This window comes from Rubrobacter taiwanensis (genome assembly GCF_004337705.1).
GTDB classification, from domain to species: Bacteria; Actinomycetota; Rubrobacteria; order Rubrobacterales; family Rubrobacteraceae; genus Rubrobacter_C; species Rubrobacter_C taiwanensis.
Map to the genome: position 1 here is coordinate 16251 of NZ_SKBU01000028.1, position 23506 is coordinate 39756.

Below are 23506 nucleotides of genomic sequence, written 5' to 3' on the forward strand. Positions count from 1 at the left end.
CCGCGGAATTTTGGGCCTCCGGGCTCCGTATGCTAGCCTAGAGCGGTCATGAAACCGGCGCATCAAGGCTCGACCAGACCCCTGCTCACGCTGGTGATCCCGACCCGCAACGAGGCCGGGAACGTCCCCGAGCTCGCCGAACGGCTCTCCGGGGCGCTCTCCGGACTGGACTACCGCATAGTCTTCATCGACGACTCCTCGGACGAGACCCCGGAGGTCATCGAGGAGCTACGAAGGAGAGATCCGCGCATCCGCCTGATCCACCGGGACGAGGCCGAACAGCGCGGCGGCCTCTCGACGGCCGTGATCGCGGGCATGGAACTGGCCGAGAGCGAGTACACCTGCGTGATGGACGCCGACCTCCAGCACCCGCCGGAGAAGGTCGGGGAGATGCTGAAGGTGGCCCAGAGCTCGGGCGCAGACGTCGTGGTGGCGAGCCGCTACGCCAGAGGCGGCGGGTACGCGGGGCTCGCGAGCCCCGCGCGCCGGATCATATCCCGGGGCAGCAGACTGCTGGCGAAGCTCGTCTTCAGCGAAGCGCGCAAGACCACCGACCCCCTGACGGGCTTCTTTCTGGTGCGGACGCGCGCCATCTCCGGCCTCCAGTTCCGCCCCACGGGCTTTAAGGTGCTGCTGGAGATCCTGGTCTGTGCCCCAGACCTGAAGGTGCGCGAGATACCGTTTAGGTTTCAGCCCCGCCGCTCGGGAACCTCCAAGGCCACCCTGCGGCAGGGCCTGGAGTACCTCTCCCACATCCTGAGCCTCTTCTGGTACGTTCCGTCGGCGGGTAGGTTCTGGAAGTTCGCCATGGTAGGCTCCTCCGGCGTGGTGGTGAACATGGCGGTCCTGATCTCGCTCGTGGAGCTGGCGGGCGCGGATAAGACGGTCGCCTGGATGCTGGCCGTGGGCGCGAGCATCATGAGCAACTTCCTACTCAACAATGCCTTCACCTGGCGCGATGTGCGCAACGCCAGCAGGATTCACTTCCTCATGCGCGGCGCCCTCTCATACCCGGTCGCAATCCTGGCTCTGGGCGCTAACTTCGCCGTCTACTACCCGCTGAAGGACGCCGGACACCTCTTCCCGACGACCATGGCTGACTACGCCTACATCCCGGCGGCCCTGCTCGGCATCCTGGCCGCAACAGCCGTCAACTTCACCCTTAACTCCCAGCTCGTCTTCCGGCAATCCAAACCCGGAACCATCCCCCCAGATACCCCGCCCGCCGAGATAGCCCGGAAGATCCAAAACGAACTGAAAGCCGACCGGGTGAACGTCATCGGCGTGCCGGACATGAACGTGCTGGCCAGATCCGGCGTACCCCACCGCACGGACTCCGATCTGGATCGCAGCGTGATAGAACTCGTGATCAAAACCCGGCAGCCCTCGCTCGTGGTCACCGGTCCACGCCGCCTTCCACAGGCCCGCACCAACGCCCGCTGGGCCAACTCACTGGCCGTTCCTATCGTATCGGAAGAAGAGGTTGTCGGAGTGATATACGCAACCCGGACCTCTTCGGAGCCGTTTACCGAAGAGGATCTCCACTGGCTCACGGCCCGTACTGCCGCCGCCGGCCCCGTCTTCGAACCCCGGAAGATCGCCCCGGAGGTCAGGCGGGGTTAACCTCCGGGGCGATATAAACCCATCCTCCCCCACGGAGGAGGATGCGAAACCAGCCCCACACGCCCCTCCCAACCGTGTGAGACCTTCCGGCAGCTCCGCGGCCTTAACCCGCAGTTGAGAGATCGAGCCCCGACCGCAGGATCCGCCGGATGATCAGAAAATTATCACTGAAGAACGAAATCCGCAACCCGTAACCCCCGGTCCTTAAAGCCTGAACTATCTCCCGCAATACCCGTTGCACACAATATATAGAGTATCAACATTGCACAAACTCAATATATATAACTACGAGTCGCCTCAAAATTTGTCACGAAAATTTTTTAAGGCAAAGGTATAGGTTTATATAAGTTTAAGGTTAAGAATCATTGCGTCGGGAGAGAGCGTACGCGGAGCAGGATTCTCAGCAGGGGGTATCCCAGGCCGTAGCAGGCGATGAGTTGGCCGAGTCCGATGAGGGCGGCGGTGGCGGGCAGGGTAGAGAGTGGGAGGTTTTGCACGGCGGTGATAATGACGGCGACGCCGAGGGCGTTTATCACCACGGGGGGCAGGGGGGCGAGGTAGGGGCGGGGCATATGGCGGGTTACGAGTGCGGCGAGCAGGGTCAGGCTGGACCCGAAGACTACGTCCACCAGTCCGAAGGGGCTGGTGAGGTTGGCGGCGGCGGCTCCGATCCAGAGCCCGATTATCGAGGGGGGGTAGAGGTAGGGAAGCGTTGTGAGGGCTTCCGAGACGCGGACCTGCACCGGGCCGTAGGAGATCGGGGCCAGGACCACGGTCACGGCCCAGTAGGCGCCGGCGATCAGGGCCGCGGCGGCTAGGTGGGCCGGGCGGCGGGGCAGGATCGGGATACGCCGCTGGCGTCGGACGTACTCTTCCTCCGGGAGGTTCTCCCTCATGCGTCCGGATTATATCCGGCTTCCGCTGCAATCGCTCCGGAATGGAGATAAACTACCCGACTGCCGAAGGCCGGAGAAGGGACGGAGAAACTATCTTGCAAGAGGCAAGGTCATCCGGAGAATGGAACGCCCGCGTGCGGGCGCTGGGAGGCAGCTTTCCCCAGTCTTGGGAATGGGGCGAGTTCCGGCGGCGGCTGGGCTGGCGCCCGCTGCGTCTCTACGACCCTGAGGCGGGTGCTGCGGCACAGGTTCTGCTCCGGGAGCTTCCGGCCGGGCTCGGATACTTCGGATACGTACCGTACGGGCCCGTCGCGGCCACGGCCGGGGGGGTGTGCAAGGCGGCGAGTCTGGTCGGGGAGGCGGCCCGGGAGCGGGGGGTGGTCCTGCTCAAGGTGGAGCCGAGGATCCCCGAGAGCGACATACCCGGACTCGAGGGTTTCTTCAGGAGTCCGGAGACCGTGCAGCCCCGGATAACGATGCTCGTGGACATTCTCGAGGATCCGGAAGAGCAGCTCCGGCGGCTGCCGAAGGACACCCGCTACGGCATCCGGCGCTCGAAGCGGGAAGGCGTCGAGCTCGCGGTCTCCACCGGCCCCGGGGAGGAGCTGGAGGACTTCCTGCAGCTTCTGGAGCAGACATCCGACCGCCAGAGGTTCGCCATCCGTCCCCGGTCCTACTACCGGGACTTCATGCGGGATCTGCCGGCGTACCTGATCCTGGCCCGTCACGAGGGCCGGGCCGTAGCCGGGGCCATCATCGTGATCTTCGGCGAGGAGGCGTACTACCTGTTCGGAGCCTCCATCCCCGACCGGCAGAACCTCTACGCCCCCTATCTGGTGCAGTGGGAGAACATGAACGTCGCCCGGCGGGCGGGAGCCGTCCGCTACGACATGTGGGGTGGCGTGCCGGGCGATCCCGAAGACCGGAGCCATCCTCTGTGGGGAGTCTACCAGTTCAAGAAAAAGTTCGGAGGCAGAATCGAGAAGTTCGCCGGGGCCTATGACCGGGATCTCGCCCGGCTGCGGGGCCGGCTCGCCCGAACGGGCCTGAGGGGTTACGCCGCGCTCCGCCGGCTACGCGCTCGGAACGCACTCCCCCCCGCCGACTAGCACGCCGGCGGGAGCAGCCAGGTTTTATACTGTCGTCATGAGGGCTATCTGCTTCATGTCGGACTTCGGTCTAGCGGGCGACTTCGTCGGGTCCTGCAAGGGTGTGATCGTGAGCATCTCGCCCCGCTCACCCATAGTGGACATCACGCACGACATCCCCGAGTTCAGCGTGATCCAGGGGGCGGAGGTTCTGCAGCATGCCACGCGCTACATGCCGGACGGCGCGGTATACCTGGCGGTCGTGGACCCGGGCGTGGGCACGCAGCGGCGGGCGGTGGCCATCGCCACGCGCGGCGGGGAGCACCTGGTCGGCCCGGACAACGGGCTCCTCACGCCGGCGGCCGAGGCGCTGGGCGGCATAGAGCGCGCCGTGCACCTCACGAACCACAGGTACCACATAGAGCCGGTCTCCAACACCTTCCACGGGCGGGACATCTTCGCGCCCGCCGCAGCGCATCTGGCCTCCGGAACCGGAATGGACGAGCTGGGCGAGGAGATAGAAACATCCACGCTCAAGAGGATCGAGATTCCGGGCGCCCAGCGCACCGGCCGGGAACTGGTAGCGGAGATCATAGACATAGACCGCTACGGCAACGTTCGGCTCTCGGCTAGCATGAGCGACCTGAAGCTGGACTACGGCTCTCCCCTGCTCCTCAAGGTCAAGGGCGAGAAGAGCATGAAGGTCACCTACGTGGAGACCTTCGGATCCGCCAAACCCGGAGACCTGATACTCGTCCCCGACTCGCACTGGAAGCTGAGCCTGGCCATAAACAAGGGCAACGCGGCCAGGGCGCTCTTCCTCGGTCTGGGCGAGAGACTGCGGCTGGAGATTCCGGAGGAGGATTCGCCCTCCCGATGATACTCCCGGCCCCGGACCGCAGGCCAGAACCGCTCGACGACCTCTCCCCGCAGGAGCGGCGCAGGATCTTGCTGCGCGCGCTCCGGCGCCCCATGGCCGTGCTAGTGCTCGTCCTCGGAGGGGTCATCGCAGCGACGACGCTGGAGCTCTGGCCGGTCCCGCTCACCCTTATCACCTACGTCTTGCTGGTCTTTCTGGCAACGAGAGATCCGGTCTTCCAGCGCCGGGCGCTGGGACTTACGGACGAGGCCTCGCCCCCCGCGCGGAATGATATCTCCCCCGAACGCAGGGCCCGGTGGCTGCCACGGGGCAGGACGCGCGAGCGGGTGGACGCCGCCCTGGACGCCTACCGGAAGGCCGTGGCCGCCATCGAGGGGTCGAACGACGTCGCGAGAGCCGTGCTGGCGGACGCCGTACCACGCCTGCACACCGCAGCCGATCACCTGGTCGACGTGGCGATGCGGCGCGAGAAGCTCTCCGAGTCCATCCGGGAGGCAGAGCACGCACCGGGCCGCGAAGCGGAGTCCGCCGCCAGCATCGAACGCCTGAAGCGCGAGCTCGCCGCCGCCGACGCGCAGATAGAGGAGACGACCGCGGAACTCCTCCAGCTCCGCCTGAAGGTGGCCGAGATCTCCCTCTCGGACTCCGGGGCTGCCCGCATCGCGGCCGAGGACATCAGGAGCGGCCTGGAAAGGCTCAACGCCGAACTAGACGCCCTGCGCGAGACCAACGCCCCGCCGGAAGACCGGTGAAGCTCCAGAGCCTGCAGTCGATCTCGGCGACCCGCAGCAGCGGCATTCTGCATCCACTGCTGCGCAGCTTCCTCTACCTGACGGCCTACACGCTGACCATGCTGGCGCTCTCGGCAGCGGCCCTGCTGCCGCTCTCCGAACACCCGGTAGCGGCGAACTCGGCCCTGTCGGGAGCCGCCCTCGCCGCGATCCTGATCCTCACCTACCTCTTCCGCCGCTTTCTGGACCAGCGCTCCCTCGCCAGCCTGGGGCTAAGCCGCGCAAGAGCCCTCCGGCGCACGGCCCGCGGCCTCCTAATCGGCGGAGCCCTGATCTCGATCCCCATAGCCCCCCAGATAGCAGCCGGGAACATGGTGCTGGGAAAGAGCGCCCTCGACACCGCCACGCTGGTCTGGGGAACCGGGATCTTCGTCTGGCTCGCCTTCTCGGCGATGTCCGAGGAGGTGGTGAGCCGGGGCTACCTGCTGCAGAACCTCTCAGCAGGCTCCACCGTACCGCTCGGGATCCTGGGCTCCTCATCAATCTTCGCCCTCCTGCACCTCGCAAACCCGAACGTAAGCCTGATAGCGGTGGTTAACATCTTCCTGGCAGGAGCCTTCTTCTGTCTCTACTACCTGCTGGAGGGAACGCTCTGGGGCCCCTTCGGAGCCCACCTGGCATGGAACTTCGCTCAAGGATACATCTGGGGGTTGCCGGTGAGCGGCATAACGGTCTTCGAACAGAACTCCATCCTGAACCTGGAACCGCAAGGCCCGACCTGGCTGACCGGCGGCGCATTCGGCCCGGAAGGCGGGTTCGCCGTCACCCTAACGCTGCTGGCCGCCTCGGCACTGGCACTGCTCGCCCTGTACCGGCGAGCCCGCGCCTCAGCCGAAAGCTAGGCCGAACTGGCCCGGCGCTGCCCCTCCTCCTCCCGAACGGGAGAGACGTGCGTCCGGCGCACAGACCCACCGCCCAGCTCCCGGCGCGACTCCTCGACCGAGAGGATCGAATCCTGAAACCAGCTCTCCAGCTGCTCCATCACCCGGTCCCTGTAGACCTCAGAACCGCCGGTAACCTCCTGAGCATACCGCTCGGCCCGATCCAGGATCTCCTGAGACCGCCGCTGAGCCCGGCGGTAAACCTCCGTCTCAGTCGCCATGATCTCCGCGCGCTCACGGGCGGCTTCCACTATCTTGCGGGCCTCCTCCTCCGCAGACGCTACCACCTCCCGGCACTCCCTGCGGATAGCCTCCGCCTCACGCAACTCCTCCGGCAACGAAGAACGAAGCTCGTCCAGCATCACGAGCAGATCCGAACGGTCCACGACCGCCAAATGACGCCTCATGGGCACCCGAGATGCTTCCTCGACAATGATCTCCAGCTCTTCCAGTACCCCGTTGATGTATCCCATGTCTTCTCTCATGTTTTCCAACCCTAGCACGGTCCAAAAGGCTTTGCCAGCATTTCTGAAAGTATTTTTTGAAACTTACCCTTATTCTTAGGTATAATTTAACTTTTGTATAAGGGTTGATTGAACCTCGAGTTCAGACGTCTGTTCTGCGCTGCTGCCGGGGTGCTTTATCACCCCTCGATAAGCCTTTATTTATGGGGAAATCCGCCTGAAGCCGGGGGGTTACGGGAGGAGGGCGCGGAGGGTTTCGGCGGGGTATGACTCCGGTTAAGGGTTGTTGTTCGGGGTGTCTTTCGGTTCGGTTTCAAAGGTGGTGGCGCCGGTTTCGCTGAGATCGGCGCGCACGGCGTCGCCCGGGGAGAAATTTCCGGCGATGAGCTCTCTGCTCAGGGGGGATTCGACCGTGCGCTGGATGGCCCGCCGGAGGGGGCGGGCCCCGAAGGGTGAGTCGCTGCCTTGGCGGGCGATATGCCGTCTGAGCGCCTCGGAGAAGCTCAGGGTGATCCCCTGTTCGGCGGCGCGTTTCCGGAGACCGTCGAGCAGGAGGTCTGTGATCTTCAGTAGCTCTTCCTCTCCGAGGGCGTGGAACACGATCACCTCGTCCACCCGGTTTACGAACTCGGGGCGGAAGACGCGTCCGAGCTCCTGCATGAGCCGGGCGTGGATCTCTTCGTAGCTCTCGTGCATCTCGCGGGAGCCCGGGATCAGGTGCGCGCCCACGTTGGAGGTCATCATGATCACGGCGTTGTCGAAGGAGACCGTGCGGCCCTTGTTGTCCGTCAGACGCCCGTCCTCCAGGATCTGCAGCAGCATGTTGAAGACATCGGGGTGGGCTTTCTCGACCTCGTCCAGCAACACCACGCTGTAGGGGCGGCGGCGGATGGCCTCGGTGAGCTGTCCGCCCTCCTCGTAGCCGATGTAGCCGGGCGGTGAGCCGACCAGGCGGCTCGCGGCGTGCCGCTCCTGGTACTCGGACATGTCGAGCCGGATCATGGCGTCCTCGTCGTCGAAGAGGTACTCGGCCAGCGTGCGGGCCAGCTCGGTCTTGCCCACGCCGGTCGGTCCGAGAAAGATGAAGCTGCCGATGGGCCGGTTGGGGTTGGCGAGACCGGCCCGGGCCCGCCGGACGGCCTCCGCGACGGCTCTCACGGCCGCGTCCTGGCCGATCACGCGCCGGTGCAGCGCCTCCTCCATCGTGAGCAGGCGTTCGACCTCGTCCTTGAGCATCCGGGTGACCGGGATGCCCGTCCAGGCGCTGACGACCCGGGCTACCTCCTCCCGTCCGACCCGTACATCCTTTATGCCGCTCTCCCGCACCCAGCGGTCTTTGGCCTTCCGGTAGGCGGCCTGGATGTCGTCGGTCTCCTGTTTCAGCTCCGCGGCGCGTTCGTAGTCCCGGGCCCGAACGGCGGCCTCGCCCTCGCGGGTCAGTTCCTGCAGGCGCAGCTCCAGCTCCCGGAGCTCATCCGGCATCATGGTAGCCTCGATGCGCACCCGGCTGGCGGCCTCGTCCAGCAGGTCTATGGCCTTGTCGGGGAGGAACCGGTCGGCGATGTAGCGGTGGGCCATGCCGGTGGCGGCGTGGAGCGCCTCGTCGGAGATCTCGACCCGGTGGTGCGCCTCGTACTTGTCGCGCAGGCCCTTGAGGATCCCGACCGTCTCCTCTTCGGTGGGCTCCTCTACGAGAACGGGCTGGAAGCGCCGCTCCAGAGCAGCGTCGCGCTCTATGTACTTGCGGTACTCCTCGATGGTGGTCGCCCCGATCACGTCCATCTCCCCGCGGGCCAGCGCGGGCTTCAGGATGTCCCCGGCGTCCAGCGCCCCCTCTCCGGCCCCCGCCCCGACGATGTCGTGCACTTCGTCGATGAACAGGATGACCTTGCCGCCGGAACCCCGGACCTCGTCTATGACGCCCTTAAGGCGCTCCTCGAACTCGCCCCGGAACTTGGTACCCGCCACGAGCGATCCCAAGTCCAGCCCGATGATGCGCCGGTCCCGCAGCACCTCCGGGACGTAGCCGCGGACCATCTTCTGGGCCAGCCCCTCCACGATGGCGGTCTTCCCCACCCCGGGCTCCCCTATTATCACGGGGTTGTTCTTGGTGCGGCGGGAGAGGATCTGGATGACGCGCTTTATTTCCTCGTCCCGGCCCACTACCGGGTCCAGCTTGCCGTCGCGGGCCAGCCGGGTGATGTCCCGGCCGTGCCGGAGGAGCAGGCCGTCTTGCGCCTCCTCCGGGTAGCCTCCGCTCTCGCGCACACGCCCCAAGGCCTCGCGGGCGTTCTCCTCCTCAAGCCCGACCTCGCGCAGCACCATCGCAGCCGTCCCCTCGTCCTCACGCAACAGACCGAGCAGGAGGTGCTCCGTGCCCACGTAGTCGTCGCCCAGGCCCTCAGCCTCCCGGACCGCGAGCTCCAGCGCGCTCTTGGCACGGGGGGTGAGGAAGATCTGCTCCACCGACGTGCGCGGCCGCAGCATCTCGTTGCGCCGGATGGCGTCGTTGGTCCCGGTCTGGGCGCTGCCGAGGTCCAGCCCGAGCTCGCCGAAGACCCGGTGCACCACGCCGCCCTGCCGGGCCAGCAGCCCCAGTAGCAGGTGCTCGGTGCCGAGCTGGTTGGAGACACCCTTGCGGACGACGGCCTGGGCTACGTCTATAGCCTCCCGCGCGTCCTGGGTGAACCTGTTCAGGTCCACGGCGCCGCTACTTCCGATTCGCCAGGCCAGCGAAGAGGGCCGCGAGGAGGGCGGGGATCGCGATCATGGCCGGGAAGTCCCCGATGAGCAGCGGCGGCAGCAGGAAGGGCAGGAAGGCTATGAGAACGGCCGCGACGGAGACCGCAACGGAGATCGGGCCCCCATTGCGCCCCCCGGCCCGGTAGACGAGCGTCCCGCCGCCGTATCCGGCCGCCGCCGAGAGGATGAAGCTGAACCACCCAATCTGGAAGATCATGTACACAACCGGGATGCCGGCCACCGCCACCAGCACTCCGGCGAGCAGCGCCTTGGCGATCTGGTGCGGCCGCATAACACCGGCCCGCGCCCCCCGCGGCATCTTGGCGCACTCGGGACACTTTATCCCCACGGACGCCTGCACCATGCAATCCGTGCAGATCGGACGGTCGCACGCAGAGCAGGTGATGCGGGTCTCCTCCCCCGGATGCCGGTAACATCTCTGAGCCGCCGCCACGCCCTATACGCTCCGCCGGACGAGCTCGCTCTTGGGCATGAGCACCAGCTCGCGCCTGTAGCTGCGGTGTACTTCCCGGATCTTCCGGGCATGCGCCCGCTCCTGCTCCTCAAGCCTCCTGCGCAGCCGCCGATTCTCGGCCTCCAGCTGCCCGATACGCTCCTCAAGCGCCAGCACCTTCTCCACCCCGGCCAGATTCATCCCCATCTCCTGGGTGAGCTTCTGAATGTACCGGCAAGCCTCAACGTCCGTCTGAGAATACAGCCGGGTGTTCTTGATGCTCCGGCGCGGACGTATAAGCCCCTTGCGCTCGTACATCCGCAGCGTCTGCGGATGTACCCCGGCCAGCTCCGCAGCGACCCCGATCATGTATACCGGCCTGTTCCTTATGTCATCGGCCATCTCACCGGATCCCTCACTCTAAGCGCCTGCGCGACGCAACAGATCCTCCCGCACGTCCTCGCCGCGCTCCTCGGCAAAAGCCTCCAGAATCTCACGCTCCCGGCGGCTGAGCCTCTCCGGCACGACGATCCTCACCTTTATTATAAGGTCTCCCGATTCCTTGCCCCGGGGCTTCGGAGCCCCGGCACCGCGCACCCGAAGCTGCCGGCCGTCCTGCGTGCCCGCCGGCACCTTCAGCCTCACCAGCCGCCCGTCGGGCCGGGGAACCTGAATCTCCGCCCCAAGCGCAGCCTCCACAAAACTCACCGGAACTTCCAACACGAAGTCGTCCCCCCGGCGCTTGAAAAGCGGATGCTCCTCGACCCGGGTGACCACGTAGAGATCCCCCGGCGGCCCGCCGTCGGTCCCCGCACTGCCCCGCCCGGGAACCCGGATCTTCATCCCATCCCTCGCCCCGGCCGGTATCCTCACCGTGACCTGCCGGCTCCTCCGGCGCCGGCCACCGCCCCCGCACGCAGCACAGGGCGTCTCAACGATCATACCCTCCCCGCCACAGCGGCCGCACGGCTCAGAGAGCGCAAAGAACCCCTCGTCCCGGCTCACAACGCCCCGCCCCCCGCACTCCGGACAGACCCTCGGCGACGTCCCCGGAGCCGCACCCGTGCCGGAACAGACGTCGCAATCCTCTTCCACCGGTACGCTGAGACGCGTGGTCACACCCGAGAGCGCATCCTTGAAGCTTAAGTTGACGCTCATTGTCACGTCCTCGCCCCGGCGCCCCCGGGGACGCTGCCGGGTGCGCCGGCCGAAGATATCGCCGAAGCTGCCGAAGAGGTCCGAGAGGTCGGAGAAGTCTCCGGCGAAGGTGCCGCCGCCCGGGCCGGGCCGGCGCGCGCCGCCCGGTCCGCCGAAGAAGGTGCGGGGCCCCTGATCGTACTCCCGCCGCTTCTCGGGGTTGGAGAGGATCTCGTAGGCGTGCTGGACCTCTTTGAACCGCTCTTCGGCGGAGGGGTCCCCGGGATTGGCGTCCGGGTGGTACTTGCGGGCCAGCTTCCGGTACGCCTTGCGGATCTCATCCTGCGAGGCATTCCGGGAGACGCCGAGCACCTTGTAGAGATCCTTCGTCTTCATGCTCATCTAAACCTGCTTGGCAACTATAACCTTCGCCGGGCGCACGGGCTTGCCGTGCAGCAGGTATCCCTTCTGCACCGTCTGGAGGACGGTATCCTCTTCGTGTTCCTCCGAGGGCTGTCCCATCACTGCCTCGTGCACGCTAGGATCGAAGTGCTGGCCGTCGGAGGCCACCGGGGTCAGGCCTTCGTTGCGCAGGATTTCGAGGAGCTGATCCCGGATGGCGCGCACGCCCTCGTGGATATCTCCCTTGGACTCCAGAGCTCGCTCCAGGTTGTCCAGCACGGGGAGCAGTTCCCGGATGAGGTTCTCGGAGGCCAGCTGCACGATGCGGGAGCGTTCGCGCTCCATACGCTTGCGGGAGTTGTCCAGCTCGGCCTTGAGCCTCTGCATGTGCTCCAGATAGCTGTCCCGCTCCCGGCGCACGGCCTCCAGCTCCTCCCGGAGCGCGGTGAGTTCCTCTTGTGCTCCCGCCTGCTCCTGCGGCTCCTCCGCGGCGGGTTCTCCGGGCTCCTGCAGCTCCTCTTCCCGTCTGTTGTGCTCTTCCTCTCTCAAGACTCGGTCGCCCTCCTGTTCCGCCCGCTGGCGGAGGGGCTGCCCCTCCGCCAGCGGGCCGATCCCTCATCCTCTACCGCTCGTCGCGCCGGTTCTCGTCTTCCTCCTCGTCGATGATCTCGGCGTCCTCGACGACGTCCTCCTCACCGCTCTCCGGAGAGCCCTGCCGGGCCTGAGACTGCTGTTCCTGGGCCTGCTGGTAGAGAACCTGAGAGAGCTTGTGGGAGGCGTTGACGAGGGCCTCCTGCTTGCGCTTGATCTCTTCTATGTCGTCGCCTTCAAGGGCCTCCTTGGCCTCCTTGATAGCGTTCTCGATCTCCTCCCGGGTGGCGGAGTCGATCTTGCCGTCGACGTCCTTGAGCGACCGCTCGATCGAGTAGACCAGGTTGTCCGCGTTGTTGCGCACCTCGGCCTCCTCGCGGCGGCGGCGGTCCTCCTCGGCGTGCGCTTCGGCATCCCGTACCATCTGCTCGATCTCCTGATCGGAGAGACCACTCGAAGCCGTGATCGTGATCTTCTGCTCCTTGCCGGTCCCCAGATCCTTGGCCGAAACGTTGACTATGCCGTTCGCGTCGATGTCGAATGTGACCTCGATCTGAGGTACACCCCTCGGCGCAGGCGGAATGCCGACGAGCTGGAAGTTGCCGATCAGCTTGTTGTACGCAGCTATCTCACGCTCGCCCTGGTAGACCTTGATCTCGACCGACTGCTGGTTGTCCTCGGCGGTCGTGAATATCTCGCTCTTGCGCGTAGGTATAGTGGTGTTGCGCTCGATGAGCTTGGTGAACACGCCGCCTTTGGTCTCGATGCCCAGAGAGAGCGGGGTCACATCGAGCAGCAGCACGTCCTTGACCTCGCCGGCGAGCACCCCGGCCTGGATCGCAGCCCCGATCGCCACGACCTCATCCGGGTTGATGCCCTTGTGCGGCTCCTTGCCCGTCAGCTCCTTGACCTTCTCCTGCACGGCCGGGATGCGGGTCGAACCGCCGACCAGGATCACCTGGTCTATGCTCCCCGGCTGCAGACCAGCGTCCTGCATCGCCTGACGTACCGGGCCGGCAGTGGCCTCCACAAGATCCGCCGTCAGCTTGTTGAACTGAGCCCGGGTGAGCGTAAGGTCCAGGTGCTTCGGCCCCTCCTGGTCCGCCGTGATGAACGGCAGATTGATGTTCGTGCTGGTGGTGGAGGAGAGCTCGCGCTTGGCCTTCTCAGCAGCCTCCACGAGCCGCTGCATGGCCATCTTGTCCTTCGAGAGGTCTATCCCCTCGGCCTTCCTGAACTCCTGCACCATCCAGTCGACGACCTTGGCGTCAAAGTCATCTCCCCCCAGATGGTTGTTGCCGCTGGTGGCCTTGACCTCGAACACGCCGTCGCCCAGCTCCAGAATCGAAACGTCGAACGTGCCGCCCCCCAGGTCGAAGACCAGGATCGTCTGGTCCTGCTCCTTGTCCAGACCGTACGCCAACGACGCCGCCGTGGGCTCGTTGATGATCCGCTTCACGTTCAACCCCGCGATCTTCCCGGCGTCCTTGGTCGCCTGCCGCTGGGCGTCCTCGAAGTACGCCGGAACCGTTATCACGGCGTCGGTAACCTCCTCGCCCAGATACTCCTCGGCGTCCCGCTTCAACTTCTGCAGGATCATCGCCGAGATCTCCGGCGGCGAGTAGTCCTTGCCCGCAACGCGGACCCGCACGTCGCCACCAGGACCGGGAACGACCTCGTAGCCCACCCGCTCGGCCTCGCCCTTGACGTCCTCGTAGCGGCGACCCATGAAGCGCTTGATCGAGTAGATCGTCCGCTCCGGATTCGTCACCGCCTGCCGCCGGGCAAGCTGCCCAACCAGCCGCTCCCCACTCTTCTTGTCGAAAGCTACCACCGAAGGCGTCGTGCGCTCGCCCTCGGAATTCGTGATGACTACCGGATCACCACCCTCCAGCACCGCAACGCAACTGTTCGTCGTCCCCAAGTCTATCCCTATGCTCTTTCCCACTTCTCTAACCCTCCACTCGAAGAGAGATCTCGCCAACCTTAAGCGTTCAAAAGTATAAAATTTGAGTCTCAAGCAGTCAAGGTTGTGCTCCGGTGCAGAGTATATAATAGTTTTGGGCTGGAACTGGCGTTTAGACGGGGAATCCTTGGAAGAGACGATTCTGTTAGTGGACGACGACGCGGCCCTCCTGGAGGTGGTCTCCATCATGCTCTCGCAGGAGGGTTACCGGGTAGTGACGGCCGAGGACGGCGCCGGGGCGCTGGAGGCCGTTGAGCGGGAGCGGCCGGATCTGGTGATTCTGGACATCATGATGCCCCGGATGAGCGGTTTTGAGGTCTGTCGCAGGATTCGGGCCGAGAGTGACATCCCGATAGTCATGCTCACCGCCAAGAGTCAGTCGGTGGACAAGGTTGTGGGGCTGGAGCTGGGTGCGGACGACTACATAACCAAGCCGTTCGACACCAAGGAGCTTCTAGCGCGGATTCGGGCCATTCTGCGGCGGCTGAACCGTCAGGGTGAGGTCCGGGGCGGTACGCTGACGCTCGGTCCGCTTTCGGTCGACGTGCCCGGCTACACGGCGACCAAGAACGGTGAGCCGCTGGATCTCACGCCGACGGAGTTCAAGATCCTTTCGCTGCTTCTGCGGCGTCCGGGGCAGGTGTTCTCGCGGGAGCAGATCTCTGAGGCCGTCTCGGGGCACGCGCAGTATCTGGCCAGCCGCTCGATAGATGTGCACATCCTGCGGCTCCGGGGCAAGGTCGAGGACGACCCATCGAACCCGGTCTTCATTCAGACGGTTCCGGGGGTAGGATACCGAGCCGCGCGTTCGGTCTAGCGGGGGGAAGGCGCTTTGGGCGGGCTCTTCAGGAAGGGCGGCTGGCTCTTACCCCTTTCGTTCAGGGCGCGTGTATTCGTGGCTCTGGTGGGGATCTCGGCGACGACATCCCTCGTAATCGGGCTGGTGCTCTACTACTTCACCGAGAACCGGCTGGTGCAGGAGGAGCAGCGGTCACTGATCCAGCGTTCGCAGCTCGCCAACGCCAGTGCCGGGGAGTTTCTGGAGGGCACCCGCAACCCGGAGAGCGACATCTATCCCCCTCCCCCGACGTATGCCGGCGAGCTGGTGCAGGCGATAGCCGGCCCGACCGGGCTCGGGGTGCTGTATGTGGCTCCTGACGGCACGCCGCTCGCCGCCCGGCAGGGGTCTGAGAGTCCGGATCCGGAGCGGCTCTACGGGGAGCTGGGCTTGAGCGAGGAGATGATAGAGCGGGCCGAGCGGTCGTCCCAGGGGGAGGGCCGGATCTACCCCCGGGATGGATGGCCGCGCTACATAACGGTGTGGCCGCTGCAGGGTTCAGACGGGGTGGTCCGCGGCACGATAGCCTACTACGCGCCGCAGGAAGATCTCGACCGGACGCTGGGCTTTCTGCGGTTCGGGATACTGGGGGCCATCGGGACCAGCATCCTGCTGGCCGGGCTGGCGAGCTTCCTGCTGACGCGCCAGATCACACACCCGCTCTCGGTCACCCGGGACGCTGCGATCCGGGTCGCATCGGGAGACTACAGCGTGGTTCCGGTCAACCGCCAGGATGAGCTCGGCGAGGTGGCTGCCGCATTCAACTACATGGCGCAAGAGATAGAGCGCAACGTGCGCGAGATCCAGGAGCAGAAGACCCGGCTGGAATCCGTGCTGGAGGCTTCGCCGGAGGCCGTGGTCGCCATAGATCCCGGCGAGCGGGTGACCATGGCGAACCCCGCTGCGGCCCGGATGCTGAACATAACGCCGGAGCGTCTCGGCCGGCCCTTCGGCGAGAGCGAGGTCCCCGAGGGCGTGATGGAGTGCTTGCGCACCGCGTTGAAGTCCGGGGCGGCGGTCCGGGAGGTGGAGAGTGGCGGCCGCATCTACTGGGCCTACGCCGCCCGGATGGCCCGTCCGGAGGAGGACGGGCGCGATCCCGGCGTCATACTGGCGGTGCGGGATATAACCGAATACCGCTCGCTGGAGCGGGCCAAGACCGCCTTCGTCTCGGATCTCTCACACGAGATCCGCACCCCCCTCACCACCATTCAGAGCGCCATGGGCATCGTGCAGAGCGCCGGGGAGCGGCTCGAGCCAGCGGAGCGGCGGGCCCTGCAGCTCGCCGAGCAGGAGCTCCGGCGCATCCGGAGCATGGTCGAGGAGCTGCTGACGCTGGCTCAGATGGACTCTCAGCAGTACTCGCTGGAGATCGGGCCGACGAATCTGGAGGACGTCATCCGGGAGGCCGTCGAGAGCATCGGGGCCAAGGCGGAGCGCTTCGGCATCACCGTGGAGACGGACTTCGGCGCGGGTGAACACACCTGTCCCGGAGACGCCCGGAAGCTCTATCAGGTCTTTCTGAATCTGCTGGACAACGCCGTGAAGTACTCGGACCCCGGGGCTCACGTGAGGGTCTCGGTGGAGGAAGGCGAGAACGAGCTCTCCGTCAGGGTGTCTGATACCGGGCTCGGAATCCCGGAGGACGACCTGCCGCAGCTCTTCGAGCGCTTCTACCGGGTGGACAAGGCCCGCTCGCGGGCCAGCGGCGGCAGCGGGCTGGGGCTCTCGATCGTCAAAGAGATCGTGGAGCTGCACGGCGGCCGGGTGGGGGTGGAGAGCGAGCTAGGCGCGGGCTCCACCTTCACGGTTACGCTGCCCAGGTTCCCGGCGACCCGACCGGCGGATTATGCTCGTTAGGATGCTCGTCATTCTGGGGATTGCGGTGCTCCTCGCGGGATGCGCGGTCTCTTCCCGGGAAGAGGCGGCCGTGATCCCGCCGGCTCCGTCCGAGGGGCGGGGGGCGGATCTGGGGCTCGGGCCCGGGGTGCGGCCGTTGAGTGCGGGCCCCGGCAACAAGAGCTCTCCGAGCTGGAGCCCGGACGGAGAGCGCATCGCCTACGTGCTGGACGGCTACGTGGTAGATAAACCGCTCTTCACCCAGGACTACCGGCGACGCACGGCCCGGGACCTGGGAGCCGAGGAGGTGCACTGGACGTCGGGGCATACGCTGACCATCCTGGCTCCCGACCAGACAGCCGACACGCCCTTGAGCGAGCCGCTGGCGGAGGTGCCGGAGATAAAGACCCGCTCCGTGTACCAAACCTCCTCCGAGGGCGAGATAGAGATAGACCGCATCACCGACCGCGTGCTGGCCATGACCCCGCTGCCGCCCGGAGGCTACACGCTGGCGAGCGTGATCGACGCCGCGCTGGAGAACCGGCTCGCCATCATCTCCAGCGGGGAGGAGCTGGGGCGCCTCCCGCTGACCGGGATCGAGGGCCGGGTCACGGCTCTGAGTGCCTCTCCCGACGGCCGGCAGGTAATCCTCGCGGCGCAGGACGTTCCGGGCAACGGCCCGGTCAGGCTCTACCTTCTGGACTTCCCGGCCGGCACCCCGCGCTTGCTGACGCAGCTGCCGCCCGAGCTGCGGCTGCTGGGTGACCCGCAGTGGACCACGCACGGCATCTACTACATAGCCGGCGAGGAGCGGGACTCCGACGCCGCCGCGTACTCGCTCTACCGGCTGCCGCCGAACTCCCCCGCTCCGGAGAGCGTCGCAGCCGTGGGCCGGGACTTCGTCCCCGCGAGCGTGAAGGCCGCGCCAGACGGAGAACGGCTCGCGATCGTGGGCCGGCGCAACCCTGCCTCTCCCACCAACCTGTACGTGCTGAATCCCGGCTCTGGGAGGATAGAGGCCGTCACCAGCAACGAGAACATGGATATCAAGATCTCCCCCACGGATCTCGCCTGGTCGCCGGACGGCCGGCACATCGCCATCGTCGCCCGGTCCGCCTCCACCGCTCCGGCGGTCTACGACACCCAGGCCTCCTCACTCATCCGGGACTTCTACAACATCTACCGGGTGCCGGCGCCGTGAGAAGCCTCGCCCTCTGGACTCTGGCCGCAGCCGGCGCGTTCTTCATCACGGCCAGCGCCTTCCTGCTGCTGGCCACTGTGGGCAGCGAGCCGTCCGAGCTGCGGATCACTCCCTCCCCCGATCCGGAGTCCCCCAGCCCGGCGCTGGAACTCTCGATTTCGGAAGAGCGCCTGGGGGAGCTCGAGGCGGAGGAGAACCAGCCGCTGGAGGTGACCGTTATAAACCGTAGCGGGGAGCCGCTCTCGGATGTGAATCTCTCGCTGCGCGTAAGCTCCGAGGACACTGCTACCACGGAGGCCCGGTACTACCGGGCCTCCGTAGAGCACCTCCCGCCCGGTGAGGAAGCCGAGGTGCGCTTTGAGTTGAACCTCTCCCCCTTCGGAACCCGGGGCACGCTGGACAACCCGCGCAAGATAATAGAGGTACAGGCCTCCACGCCCGCGGGGGCAACGGCCGTCGCAACGGCTATCCTGACTATCTAGCCGCGTGCGACCGGTGCTCTCCGGCGCGGAACGCCGGGCTCGGAGAGCCAGAGAGGGAGGGGAGCCTGACCCGGTCTAGCAGCCCACGCGCGAGCTCTCCCACCTCGACGGTGTTCTCCAGCTCGCACCGCATGAGGACGTAGATGCCGCGCCGCCGGACCACTTCCCAGCCGTTCGCTTTCAGAAATCCAGCATCCACGTGGTGAGGGAGCGAGACCGCCGTGGCCACCGCCTCCACCGGGCCTGCTCCGCGCGCCTTCAGCTCGCGCAGCGTCCGGACCAGGAGATGCTTGCGAATTCGGGCCTCACCCTCCAGGTCCGCCAGAAGGAGCGCCCCCTCGTCCATCGAGGGCAGCGGATAGCGCCTGCGGCGTGCGAAGTGCTCCGGCGGGCCGTATAGGGCGAAACCCACAACCTCGCTCCCCCGCCGGGCCGCAAGCCCGGGCGCGCCCCAGCTCTCCCGCACCGTCTCGAACCAGAGCGCCGGAGCCGGGAAGCCATCGGTCCAGTGCTCAACGGCCCGCTCGAGTCCGGGGATCCCCTCCAGATCCTCCGGAGAGAGCTCCGAGAAGGCCGGGATGAAGGGCAGCGCTTTCATCGCTCCGGCAGGGCCAGATCCTCCACACGGACCACGACCTGTCCGACCCTCACTGCCGAACTGAGGGTCTGGCGGACCCTCTCGCCCGCCTCCGTGGCGACCTCCGCCAGCCGCATTCCGTAGTAGAGCTGAAGGTGGAGATGCACCTCCACCTCGCCGGTCTCTTCGTCCACAACCAGCCTGATGCCCCGGCCGCTCCGGAAGCGGCCGGCCAGGCTTTCGGCGGGCTCCACGATCCTCGCGACGCCCTCGACCTCCAGCGCGGCCGACTCTGCGTACGCCTCCAGGACTTCGACCGAGACGTCGGTAACCTCGCCCTCGACTCCCGTGTCCACGGGTACGCGATCCACCTCGCGGGATCTGGCGCTCATCGCTCTCCACCCTCGCCGGCGTCCCGGTCCATCTGCTCCCGCAGCCGGGCCCGCGTCTCCTCTATCTTGCGCAGCAACTCCTCGGAGCGCGCGGGGCGAGGGCGGGGTTCACGCTCCTCGGGAGCGGAGACTATGGGCGTCTCCTCCTCGCGGTAGGAGACCCGCTCCCCGACCTCCGAGACCTTCTCCTGCACGCGCTCGCCTACATCGTGGTAGACCTCCCGGCCCCGCTCGGCGGCGTCCTCGGCCTGGGCGACGAGGTCGCTGCGGAACTCGCGGCCGGAACGGGGCGCGAGCAGCAGCCCGGCGGCCAGCCCCACGGCCCCGCCGAACAGGAAGGCCGCAAGTCTCTGCCTGAAGCCGGCCCCTCTCTCTTCTCCGTTCATGCTCCTTATTCTACAGCTTCTGGCCGCTCGGGGAGCGGGGCCTACCGCTCTAGCACCTGCTCCGCTATACCGGAGACACGTCCCAGCACTATCTCCACCACCGCGTCGGAGGCGGCCTCGAGGGAGACGTTCTCGACCCGCCTCACCCCTGCCCGGCGGGCGCTCTCCAGTATGTAGTCGTGGATCCGGCGGATCTCGCGGAAGTGCGCCAGATACTCCTCCGCCGGACGGCGCATTGCCGTGCCTAGGGCTCGCAGGTGGAACCGGTCGCGGTGCACCCCCTCGTCCGAGAGGTAGACGACCAACGAGCAGACGTTTGGATGATCCCGGTACCGGCTCAGGATCATCTCCGGCACCAGATGCACCCCCTCAACCACGAGGTTCACGCCCTCCTTCAGGCTCCGGTCCACCAGCGCCTCCACACCGACCAGCACCTGAGATGCCTGCGCCCGGAAGCCGAAGAGGACCGAGTCCTCCGGATCCATCGGAACGCGCACGTCCTCGGGGCGGACGTTATACGAGCTGCGATGCAGGGTGCTCAGCAGATCCGGACTGATGGCGCGGCGCAGGATCTCGCGCACCGAGTCCGTCCCGATCACGCTCTGAATGTTCAGCCGCCGGGCGAGATCGGCCGCGAGCGTGCTCGTCCCCACGCCGGTCGCGCCCCCGATCAAGACGACCACCGGCTCTGTGGACTCGCGCAGGATGCGCCACTTCTCCATGCGGGAGACCACGAGCGCGTCGGTGTTCTGGAGCTTGGCCCGGACGCGGGCCAGGACCTCTCCCTCCTCGACCCGGCACCGCTCCTCGGCCAGCAGCTCCGAGCGCACCTCGCTCGCTATCCGGTAGGCGACCTCCGCCCGGGCCCCCGCCTGCGTGAGGGTCTGCGCCAGAAGCCCCCGGGAGAACGGAGCCTCCCGGCCCTCCCGAATGACCATGATCTCCCGCTCCACAGCGCCTCCGACAGCCGCCTGAAAGACGCGGCGAAGAAGCCGTAGTCAGTCTCCGAGGATCCGCAACCCCTGAAACTTCCTCCGCCGCCGCCGCTTGATCCTGTAGAAGAAGAACAGCAGGAACCCTACCAGCACGAGCGAGACCAGCGGGACGAAGACGGCTATCACCGCTCCCACCAGTGCCACCACGTCCTCAAAGGCGCTCAGAAACGTTCCCGAGACCCCGGCCGCCGTCGCATCGTTCGCCGGCCGGAGGAAGGCCTTGAGTCCGGAGACCGCGCCCGCGAGGAGGCCGCCTGCGGCCAGCTCCGACGCGTACTCGACCCCGAGCCCCGCACCCAGCGCCGCCGCGAAGAGGACCGCGCCCGCAGCCATCCTCAGCGGGGTCTGCGCCACGTTCACGGCAGTCTCCAGAGCCGGGACCTTGTCCAGGACACTCTCCAGCACCGCCAGAACGGCGAGAGCTGCCATCACGGCCCATCCCTCCAGCAGGTCGAACGGGGCAGGCAGCTCGAAGAAGCCCAGCCGGGCGAAGAGTCCGATCAGAAGCAGCGGCAGATACGCGCGGATTCCCGCCACGGCGGCGAGTCCGGTCGCAATCCCCGCTGCAAACAGCGCCTCCACGCCGGATATTCTACCCCAAAACACCCCAAAGCTGGTCCGCCTCGGCTATACTCTATCGCCGAACGTGGAGCTATTGATATCAGAGGAGTTCGCATGTCCCAGACCGTGGATATGGAGAAGATCGTCGCGTTCTGCAAGCGGCGCGGGTTCGTCTACCAAAGCTCGGAGATCTACGGCGGCATCCGCTCCTCCTACGACTACGGCCCGCTCGGGGTCGAGATGAAGCGCAACATCAAGGAGGAGTGGTGGCGCAGCATGGTCTACATGCGCGACGACATCGTGGGGCTGGACTCCGCCATCATCATGCACCCGAAGGTCTGGGAGGCCTCCGGACACGTAGCGGGCTTTAACGACATGCTCGTGGAGAGCCGCACCTCGGGCCGCCGCTACCGGGCCGACCACCTCATCGAGGAGGCCACGGGCCTGGATGTAGAGGGGCTCTCCGCCGAGGAGCTGACGAGGATTATTCAGGAAGACGAACGGATAAAGGACCCCGTGGACGGCGGCCGGGACTTCGCTCCGGTGCGCCCGTTCAACCTGATGTTCGAGACCTACACCGGCCCCGTCAAGAGCCCGGAGAACATCGCGTACCTGAGGCCCGAGACGGCGCAGGGCATCTTCGTGAACTTCAAGAACGTGCTGCAGACGAGCCGGGTCAAGGTACCGTTCGGAATCGCCCAGATCGGCAAGAGCTTCCGGAACGAGATCACGCCCGGCAACTTCATCTTCCGCACCCGGGAGTTCGAGCAGATGGAGATGGAGTTCTTCGTGGAGCCCGGCACCGACGAGGAGTGGCACGAGTACTGGATCGAGGAGCGCTTCAACTGGTACCTGAAGCTCGGCCTGAATCCCGACAACCTGCGCAAGCGCGAGCAGACGGATGAGGAGCGCGCCCACTACGCAACCCGCGGCGTGGATATAGAGTACAACTTCCCGTTCGCCGGGTGGTCGGAGCTGGAGGGCATCGCCAACCGCACCGACTACGACCTGAGGAAGCACCAGGAGCACTCGGGCGCGAACCTGACCTACACCGATCAGGCCACCGGCAAGAGCTACATCCCCTACGTTGTGGAGCCCGCGGTCGGACCCGACCGGGTGATGCTGGCCTTTCTGGTCGACGCCTACCGCGAGGAGGAGGTGCGGGGCGAGCGGCGGGTGGTCCTGAAGCTTCATCCCCGCATAGCCCCGGTGAAAGCCGCCATCTTCCCGCTCACCAAGAAGGAGCCGGTCGCGAAGGTGGCCCGTCAGCTCTACGACGACCTGAAGGGCGAGCACCGCCTCTTCTACGACGACTCGGGCTCCATCGGCCGCCGCTACCGCCGCCAGGACGAAGCCGGAACCCCGTTCTGCGTGACGGTGGACTTCGACACGCTGGAAGACCGGCAGGTCACCATCCGCGACCGGGACACGATGGAGCAGGAGCGCGTCCCGATAGAGGCCGTGCGGGAGCGGCTGAAGAGCCTCATCTCCGGCTAACCGGCGGCGTGGGCGGCGTCTATCCAGGGCCGGACTACATCCCGGTTATCTCCTAGCCAGGAGCGTGCTCCTTCCTCCGGGTCGCCCGCCTTCCGGATCGCCAGCTCCAGCTGGTTGACCTGATCCTCGGTGAGCCGCATGTTAGAGATCAGGGCGTAGGCGACCGGATCGTCCTCGGCCAATCCGGCCCGCACGATGGAAGAGAGCTTCGAAGGTTCGTCGAAGTGTCCCTGGGCGTCCAGCGGGTCCTCCAGATAGTGGAAGTCGTACTCGAGGTTCATCCAGTGCGGGCTCCACGCCAGGAACACGAACGGCCGCTGCGCCCGGTACGCTTTCTCCAGCTCGGCCAGCATCGCCGGCGTCGAGGACTCCACCAGCCTGAGCTCCAGACCGTAAGCCGGGATCACCTCCTCTGAGATCTGGGTGTGAAAGACAGCTCCCGGCTCGATGCCGTGAATCCGGGTGGCGCCGGAGTCGTTGAGGTCGGCGATGCTCCTCACGTCCTCCATGTAGTCCGGGACGGCGATCCCGTACCGGGTCTTCCCTATGTACCAGGGGGGCAGCTGCTCCACCCGGTCTCCCGCCCGCTTGAGGAGATCGGCATGATTGGGCATCCACACATCCAGGAAGGCGTCCACCTCTCCCTCCGCCACACCCTCGAAGACCAGGCTAAGGTCGGCGAGCTGCAGCTCCACCCTCTCGTAGCCGAACTCGTCCTCCAGGATAACCTTTACCAGATTGGAGTTGGCCACGTTCTCGTCCCAGGTGATGTACCCGATCCTGAGCGTCTTCCCCTCCCCGGCGTTCGAATCCGCTAACATCC

The 23506-nt window shown here is 66.3% G+C and carries 24 protein-coding genes; 10 read left to right on the top strand and 14 right to left on the bottom strand.

Annotation, left to right across the window (positions count from 1 at the left end):
- The first annotated feature begins 48 nt into the window (after nucleotides 1-48).
- Nucleotides 49-1623, top strand: a complete 1575-nt coding sequence (locus tag E0L93_RS13310) for a glycosyltransferase (protein ID WP_132692572.1) — start codon at nucleotides 49-51, stop codon at nucleotides 1621-1623.
- 362 nt (nucleotides 1624-1985) lie between these two features.
- Here the strand turns inward: E0L93_RS13310 and E0L93_RS13315 are convergent, their stop codons facing one another.
- A complete protein-coding gene (locus E0L93_RS13315; RefSeq protein ID WP_132692573.1) occupies nucleotides 1986-2519 on the bottom strand; it encodes a QueT transporter family protein in 534 nt (177 codons plus the stop codon).
- Nucleotides 2520-2614: 95 nt separating this feature from the next.
- On the opposite strand from E0L93_RS13315, the gene E0L93_RS13320 reads away from it, so the two are divergent.
- From E0L93_RS13320 to E0L93_RS13335, 4 genes are read left to right on the top strand one after another with little or no spacing between them, the layout of a single operon-like run.
- Nucleotides 2615-3628 (top strand): lipid II:glycine glycyltransferase FemX, encoded by a 1014-nt coding sequence (locus E0L93_RS13320; RefSeq protein WP_132692574.1) that lies wholly within the window; start codon nucleotides 2615-2617, stop codon nucleotides 3626-3628.
- 55 nt (nucleotides 3629-3683) lie between these two features.
- Entirely contained in the window at nucleotides 3684-4487 is an 804-nt protein-coding gene (locus E0L93_RS13325) for an SAM hydrolase/SAM-dependent halogenase family protein (protein WP_165874376.1), read from the top strand.
- Nucleotides 4484-5239 carry a hypothetical protein gene (locus E0L93_RS13330; RefSeq protein WP_132692576.1) on the top strand — a complete coding sequence of 252 codons (756 nt, stop codon included), beginning with the start codon at nucleotides 4484-4486 and terminating at the stop codon, nucleotides 5237-5239. The genes E0L93_RS13325 and E0L93_RS13330 overlap by 4 nt, the downstream gene beginning before the upstream one ends.
- The gene (locus E0L93_RS13335; RefSeq protein ID WP_132692577.1) at nucleotides 5236-6120 is read left to right on the top strand and encodes a CPBP family intramembrane glutamic endopeptidase; all 885 of its coding nucleotides are present in this window, start codon (nucleotides 5236-5238) and stop codon (nucleotides 6118-6120) included. The genes E0L93_RS13330 and E0L93_RS13335 overlap by 4 nt, the downstream gene beginning before the upstream one ends.
- Here the strand turns inward: E0L93_RS13335 and E0L93_RS13340 are convergent.
- The 7 genes from E0L93_RS13340 to dnaK all read right to left on the bottom strand — a co-directional run bounded on the left by E0L93_RS13340 (nucleotide 6117) and on the right by dnaK (nucleotide 13897).
- Entirely contained in the window at nucleotides 6117-6632 is a 516-nt protein-coding gene (locus E0L93_RS13340) for an ATP synthase subunit B family protein (RefSeq protein ID WP_132692578.1), read from the bottom strand. The genes E0L93_RS13335 and E0L93_RS13340 overlap by 4 nt on opposite strands.
- A gap of 267 nt (nucleotides 6633-6899) precedes the next feature.
- Nucleotides 6900-9326 (bottom strand): ATP-dependent Clp protease ATP-binding subunit, encoded by a 2427-nt coding sequence (locus tag E0L93_RS13345; protein WP_243638235.1) that lies wholly within the window; start codon nucleotides 9324-9326, stop codon nucleotides 6900-6902.
- Nucleotides 9327-9333: 7 nt separating this feature from the next.
- Complete coding sequence (locus E0L93_RS16175; protein ID WP_207890499.1) at nucleotides 9334-9729, bottom strand: hypothetical protein; 396 nt, start codon at nucleotides 9727-9729, stop codon at nucleotides 9334-9336.
- Between the two features lie 93 nt (nucleotides 9730-9822).
- Nucleotides 9823-10221 (bottom strand): heat shock protein transcriptional repressor HspR, encoded by a 399-nt coding sequence (locus E0L93_RS13355; RefSeq protein ID WP_132692579.1) that lies wholly within the window; start codon nucleotides 10219-10221, stop codon nucleotides 9823-9825.
- Between the two features lie 18 nt (nucleotides 10222-10239).
- Nucleotides 10240-11358: a molecular chaperone DnaJ gene (gene dnaJ, locus E0L93_RS13360; protein WP_132692580.1), complete on the bottom strand. Its 1119-nt coding sequence runs from the start codon at nucleotides 11356-11358 to the stop codon at nucleotides 10240-10242.
- Nucleotides 11359-11907 carry a nucleotide exchange factor GrpE gene (locus tag E0L93_RS13365; RefSeq protein WP_165874377.1) on the bottom strand — a complete coding sequence of 183 codons (549 nt, stop codon included), beginning with the start codon at nucleotides 11905-11907 and terminating at the stop codon, nucleotides 11359-11361.
- 73 nt (nucleotides 11908-11980) lie between these two features.
- Nucleotides 11981-13897: a molecular chaperone DnaK gene (gene dnaK, locus E0L93_RS13370; protein ID WP_132692582.1), complete on the bottom strand. Its 1917-nt coding sequence runs from the start codon at nucleotides 13895-13897 to the stop codon at nucleotides 11981-11983.
- Nucleotides 13898-14042: 145 nt separating this feature from the next.
- Between dnaK and E0L93_RS13375 the strand changes: the two genes are divergently transcribed.
- From E0L93_RS13375 to E0L93_RS13390, 4 genes are read left to right on the top strand one after another with little or no spacing between them, the layout of a single operon-like run.
- Nucleotides 14043-14732 carry a response regulator transcription factor gene (locus E0L93_RS13375; protein ID WP_132692583.1) on the top strand — a complete coding sequence of 230 codons (690 nt, stop codon included), beginning with the start codon at nucleotides 14043-14045 and terminating at the stop codon, nucleotides 14730-14732.
- Nucleotides 14733-14747: 15 nt separating this feature from the next.
- Nucleotides 14748-16613, top strand: coding sequence for a HAMP domain-containing sensor histidine kinase (locus tag E0L93_RS13380; protein WP_132692584.1), 1866 nt, complete (start codon nucleotides 14748-14750; stop codon nucleotides 16611-16613).
- Nucleotides 16603-17793: a PD40 domain-containing protein gene (locus tag E0L93_RS13385; protein WP_132692585.1), complete on the top strand. Its 1191-nt coding sequence runs from the start codon at nucleotides 16603-16605 to the stop codon at nucleotides 17791-17793. The genes E0L93_RS13380 and E0L93_RS13385 overlap by 11 nt, the downstream gene beginning before the upstream one ends.
- Entirely contained in the window at nucleotides 17790-18275 is a 486-nt protein-coding gene (locus E0L93_RS13390; protein ID WP_132692586.1) for a hypothetical protein, read from the top strand. Before E0L93_RS13385 ends, E0L93_RS13390 begins: the two co-directional genes overlap by 4 nt.
- Here E0L93_RS13390 and E0L93_RS13395 read toward each other — a convergent pair.
- From E0L93_RS13395 to E0L93_RS13415, 5 genes are read right to left on the bottom strand one after another with little or no spacing between them, the layout of a single operon-like run.
- Nucleotides 18268-18873 (bottom strand): hypothetical protein, encoded by a 606-nt coding sequence (locus tag E0L93_RS13395; protein WP_132692587.1) that lies wholly within the window; start codon nucleotides 18871-18873, stop codon nucleotides 18268-18270. The genes E0L93_RS13390 and E0L93_RS13395 overlap by 8 nt on opposite strands.
- On the bottom strand, nucleotides 18870-19244 hold the full coding sequence (locus E0L93_RS13400) for an Asp23/Gls24 family envelope stress response protein (RefSeq protein WP_132692588.1): 375 nt from the start codon (nucleotides 19242-19244) through the stop codon (nucleotides 18870-18872). The genes E0L93_RS13395 and E0L93_RS13400 overlap by 4 nt, the downstream gene beginning before the upstream one ends.
- Nucleotides 19241-19630 carry a YtxH domain-containing protein gene (locus tag E0L93_RS13405; RefSeq protein WP_132692589.1) on the bottom strand — a complete coding sequence of 130 codons (390 nt, stop codon included), beginning with the start codon at nucleotides 19628-19630 and terminating at the stop codon, nucleotides 19241-19243. Before E0L93_RS13405 ends, E0L93_RS13400 begins: the two co-directional genes overlap by 4 nt.
- A gap of 41 nt (nucleotides 19631-19671) precedes the next feature.
- Nucleotides 19672-20583 carry a 2-phosphoglycerate kinase gene (locus tag E0L93_RS13410; RefSeq protein ID WP_132692590.1) on the bottom strand — a complete coding sequence of 304 codons (912 nt, stop codon included), beginning with the start codon at nucleotides 20581-20583 and terminating at the stop codon, nucleotides 19672-19674.
- Nucleotides 20584-20628: 45 nt separating this feature from the next.
- Entirely contained in the window at nucleotides 20629-21207 is a 579-nt protein-coding gene (locus tag E0L93_RS13415) for a DUF4126 domain-containing protein (protein ID WP_165874378.1), read from the bottom strand.
- 93 nt (nucleotides 21208-21300) lie between these two features.
- Here E0L93_RS13415 and E0L93_RS13420 point away from each other — a divergent pair, with 93 nt between their 5' ends.
- Entirely contained in the window at nucleotides 21301-22683 is a 1383-nt protein-coding gene (locus E0L93_RS13420) for a glycine--tRNA ligase (RefSeq protein WP_132692592.1), read from the top strand.
- On the opposite strand, the gene E0L93_RS13425 is transcribed toward E0L93_RS13420, so the two are convergent.
- Nucleotides 22680-23504, bottom strand: a complete 825-nt coding sequence (locus E0L93_RS13425) for a glycine betaine ABC transporter substrate-binding protein (RefSeq protein WP_165874379.1) — start codon at nucleotides 23502-23504, stop codon at nucleotides 22680-22682. The two genes, E0L93_RS13420 and E0L93_RS13425, sit on opposite strands and share 4 nt — an antisense overlap.
- Nucleotides 23505-23506: the final 2 nt, after the last annotated feature.

What these genes read in the sequence shown, in the direction of transcription:
- E0L93_RS13330 (WP_132692576.1), top strand. Translation starts at nt 4,484, where the DNA reads ATGATACTCCCGGCCCCGGACCGCAGGCCAGAACCGCTCGACGACCTC.
- E0L93_RS13420 (WP_132692592.1), top strand. Translation starts at nt 21,301, where the DNA reads ATGTCCCAGACCGTGGATATGGAGAAGATCGTCGCGTTCTGCAAGCGG.
- E0L93_RS13400 (WP_132692588.1), bottom strand. Translation starts at nt 19,244, where the DNA reads ATGAGCGCCAGATCCCGCGAGGTGGATCGCGTACCCGTGGACACGGGA.
- E0L93_RS13355 (WP_132692579.1), bottom strand. Translation starts at nt 10,221, where the DNA reads ATGGCCGATGACATAAGGAACAGGCCGGTATACATGATCGGGGTCGCT.
- E0L93_RS13425 (WP_165874379.1), bottom strand. Translation starts at nt 23,504, where the DNA reads ATGTTAGCGGATTCGAACGCCGGGGAGGGGAAGACGCTCAGGATCGGG.
- E0L93_RS13395 (WP_132692587.1), bottom strand. Translation starts at nt 18,873, where the DNA reads ATGAAAGCGCTGCCCTTCATCCCGGCCTTCTCGGAGCTCTCTCCGGAG.
- dnaJ (WP_132692580.1), bottom strand. Translation starts at nt 11,358, where the DNA reads ATGAGCATGAAGACGAAGGATCTCTACAAGGTGCTCGGCGTCTCCCGG.
- E0L93_RS13340 (WP_132692578.1), bottom strand. Translation starts at nt 6,632, where the DNA reads ATGGGATACATCAACGGGGTACTGGAAGAGCTGGAGATCATTGTCGAG.
- E0L93_RS13325 (WP_165874376.1), top strand. Translation starts at nt 3,684, where the DNA reads ATGTCGGACTTCGGTCTAGCGGGCGACTTCGTCGGGTCCTGCAAGGGT.
- E0L93_RS13385 (WP_132692585.1), top strand. Translation starts at nt 16,603, where the DNA reads ATGCTCGTTAGGATGCTCGTCATTCTGGGGATTGCGGTGCTCCTCGCG.
- E0L93_RS13405 (WP_132692589.1), bottom strand. Translation starts at nt 19,630, where the DNA reads ATGAACGGAGAAGAGAGAGGGGCCGGCTTCAGGCAGAGACTTGCGGCC.
- E0L93_RS16175 (WP_207890499.1), bottom strand. Translation starts at nt 9,729, where the DNA reads ATGGTGCAGGCGTCCGTGGGGATAAAGTGTCCCGAGTGCGCCAAGATG.
- E0L93_RS13310 (WP_132692572.1), top strand. Translation starts at nt 49, where the DNA reads ATGAAACCGGCGCATCAAGGCTCGACCAGACCCCTGCTCACGCTGGTG.
- E0L93_RS13315 (WP_132692573.1), bottom strand. Translation starts at nt 2,519, where the DNA reads ATGAGGGAGAACCTCCCGGAGGAAGAGTACGTCCGACGCCAGCGGCGT.